Here is a 3,264-nt window from a genome sequence, read left to right on the forward strand (position 1 = left end):
GGGTAGTCCACGATGCGCGGCGCATATCATTCCATGCCGAATCGGGCTTGGACGAGCATCGTCGCGCGTCTCTAGTGTCGGCGGTCACACCACATTCCAAGGAGCACAGCATGCGCAAGCACCTCAGCCTGGGAGCGGTCGCCACCGTTGCCGTCGTGGCCCTGACCGCCTGCGGCGGCGTCTCGAACACCGCGGGCGGCGGCAGCGACACCGGCGACTACCCGTCGGGAGCGGTCGAGATGCCCGTTGGCGCGGACCCCGGCGGTTCCTCCGACCTGATCAGCCGCCAGGTCGCCGGAGGGCTCTCCGACGAGCTCGGCGGCACCTTCTCGGTCATCAACCGTTCGGGGGCCAACGGCGCCCTGGCAGCCGCCGAGGTGGCCAAGGCCAAGCCCGACGGCTCGACGATCTCCGTCCAGAACGCGTCGCTCTTCGCCATCACCCCGCTGGCCGTCAGCGAGGACGAGGTCACCAGCATCGACGACTTCGAGGTCGTGCAGGGGGTGTCTCGTGACGACTACGTGCTGGTCGCCAGCAAGGGCAGCGGCTTCACGTCGGTCGACGACCTCGCGAACGCCGACGGCAAGATCACGTACGGAACGACCGGCGTCGGCACGGGCGCCCAGCTCGCCTGCGCGCTGACCTTCAACGTCAACGACACCCCCGCCGAGGCGATCCCCTTCGACGGCGGCGCCCCCGCGCTCACCGCCCTCCTCGGCGACCAGGTCGACACCGCCTGCCTGCAGGTCGGCGAGGCGGTCGAGAACATCAAGTCCGGCAAGATCGTGCCGCTCACCGTCTTCGGTCCCGAGCGCGTGGAGTTCCTCCCCGACGTGCCCACGGCGAAGGAGCAGGGTCTCGACGTCGAGGTCGCGCAGTACCGTTTCATGACCGTCCCGAAGGGCACCCCGCAGGACGTCCAGGACGCCATCGCGGAGGCCATGCAGGCGACGTTCGCGACCGACGAGTACAAGGCCTTCAACGAGCAGAACAACCTCACCCCGATGGAGATCTCGGGTGACGAGGTCGTCGCGCAGCTCGACAAGGACACGCAGCGCTACGCCGACCTGGTCGAGGAGTACGGCATCGACCTCGGCGACGCCAGCTGACACAGGTCACCACCCGCCACCCCGACGACGAGACGAGATCACCATGAGCGAGCGCGACACGCGCCAGGCGGACGAGCCGGACATCCTGGCCGAGCTCCAGGCCGAGGTGGCCCGCGACCTGGCCGACGAGCGGCCGCCCTCCGGCGGACCGGCGTACCAGGTCGTCGCGGCGCTCGTGGTCCTCGCCCTCGGACTCGGGGCGGCGTACCTCTCCTACGGCTACGGGCTCGGGTCGCTGCGGCGGCCCGGCCCGGGGCTGTGGCCCTTCGCGGTCTCCGTGCTCATCGCGGTGCTCGCCGTGATGCTGCTCGTGGTCGGACGCCACCTGGACGACGCGGAGAAGTTCACCAGGGCCAGCCTGCTGGTCCTGGCGGGGGGCGCGACCTTCGTGGCGTTCGGCTTCCTGCTGCCCACGATCGGCTTCGAGATCCCCGCGGTCCTGCTCGGCATCGTCTGGCTGCGGTTCCTCGGCGGCGAGAGCTGGCGCAGCACGATCGTCATCTCGATCACCACAACAGCGGCGTTCTACCTGCTGTTCCTGTACGGCCTGAAGATCCCGCTGCCCCACCTGCTCGCCTTCTGATCGGAAGAGGAGACCCCGATGGACTGGAACGCCTTCCTCGACGGCTTCGTGGTCGTGACCCAACCGACCAACCTGCTCTACTGCCTGATCGGCGTCGTCATCGGCATGCTCATCGGGGTGCTGCCGGGCCTCGGCCCCGCCGCCACCATGGCCATCCTGCTGCCGATCGCCTACAACGCCAACGACCCCATCTCGGCGATCATCATGCTCGCCGGCATCTACTACGGCGCGCAGTACGGCGGCACCATCACCTCGGTGCTGCTGCGCATCCCCGGTGAGGCCAGCTCGGTGGTGACCGTCTTCGACGGCTTCGCCCTCGCCAAGCAGGGCAAGGCCGGCACCGCACTCGGCATCGCCGCGATCGGCTCCTTCTTCGGCGCCACCGTCTCCATCATCGGACTGACGCTGCTCGGCCCGATCATCGCCGGCTACGCCCTCGACTTCGGTCCACCGGAGTACGCCGCGCTCGCCCTGCTCGGCGTCCTGCTGGTCGCCACCGTGGGCAACGGCAACACGATCAAGGCCCTGGTCGCCGCCGCCGTCGGGCTGCTGCTCGCCACCGTCGGCAGCGACAGCTTCACCAGCGCCAACCGCTTCACCTTCGACACCCTGCAGCTCCAGAGCGGGATCGACTTCGTCGTCGTCGCCATGGGCCTCTTCGGGGTCGGCGAGATCCTCTACAACCTCGAGGAGCGGCACGGGAAGCCGCACGTCCCGGCCGCGATCGCCAACATCTGGCCCTCGCGCAAGGACCTCACCGAGGCCGCCCCCGCCATCGGCCGCGGCTCGTTCATCGGCTTCTTCCTCGGCGTGCTGCCGGGCGGCGGTGCCGTGATGGCCTCGCTGGCGGCGTACGCGGCGGAGAAGCGGGTCGCCAAGGACCCGTCGCGCTTCGGCCGCGGCGCCATCGAGGGCGTCGCCGGTCCCGAGTCGGCCAACAACGCCGCCGCCACCTCCTCCTTCATCCCGCTGCTCACGATCGGCATCCCGGCCAACGCCTCCATGGCGATGCTCTTCGCCGCCCTGCTCGTCGTCGGCGTGACCCCCGGCCCGCAGCTCATCGACGAGAACCCCGAGCTGTTCTGGGGCGTCATCAACTCGATGTACATCGGCAACCTGATCCTGCTGGCGCTGAGCATCCCGCTCGTCGGCATCTTCGTGAAGATCCTGCGGGTCCGCCCGGCGATCCTGGCCCCGATCACCGCGTTGATCACGATCCTGGGCGTCTACACGATCAACAACTCGGTCTTCGACATCTTCGTGATGATCACCTTCGGCATCATCGGCTACCTCATGAAGAAGACCGGCTTCGAGCCCGGCCCGATGGTCCTCGCCTTCGTGCTCGGGTCGCTCATGGAGTCCAGCTTCCGCCGCTCGATGCTGATCTTCGACGGCGACCCGTCCGGCTTCGTCACCCGGCCCATCTCCGGGGCGATCATCGCCTTCATCGCGCTGGTGATCGCGCTGCCCCTCGTCAAGATGGCGATGCGGCGGCGTACCCCCGTGACCCCCACCTCCGAGCCCACCGTCTCGGACGACTCCGACCAGGAAGCAGGCGTGCGATGACCGTCC

3 protein-coding genes are annotated in these 3,264 nt (G+C 68.9%); all 3 read left to right on the forward strand.

Features of this window, described 5'->3' with window-relative positions:
* Positions 1-110 precede the first annotated feature (110 nt).
* The 3 genes from ACXJKL_RS17875 to ACXJKL_RS17885 are packed head-to-tail and all read left to right on the forward strand — an operon-like array spanning position 111 to position 3,258.
* A complete protein-coding gene (locus ACXJKL_RS17875; protein WP_457208356.1) occupies positions 111-1,109 on the forward strand; it encodes a Bug family tripartite tricarboxylate transporter substrate binding protein in 999 nt (332 codons plus the stop codon).
* A 43-nt stretch (positions 1,110-1,152) separates the two neighbouring features.
* Positions 1,153-1,692, forward strand: a complete 540-nt coding sequence (locus tag ACXJKL_RS17880; RefSeq protein ID WP_457208357.1) for a tripartite tricarboxylate transporter TctB family protein — start codon at positions 1,153-1,155, stop codon at positions 1,690-1,692.
* Between the two features lie 18 nt (positions 1,693-1,710).
* On the forward strand, positions 1,711-3,258 hold the full coding sequence (locus ACXJKL_RS17885; RefSeq protein ID WP_457208358.1) for a tripartite tricarboxylate transporter permease: 1,548 nt from the start codon (positions 1,711-1,713) through the stop codon (positions 3,256-3,258).
* Positions 3,259-3,264 lie beyond the last annotated feature (6 nt).

The sequence above is a fragment of the Nocardioides sp. P5_C9_2 genome, assembly GCF_054049555.1.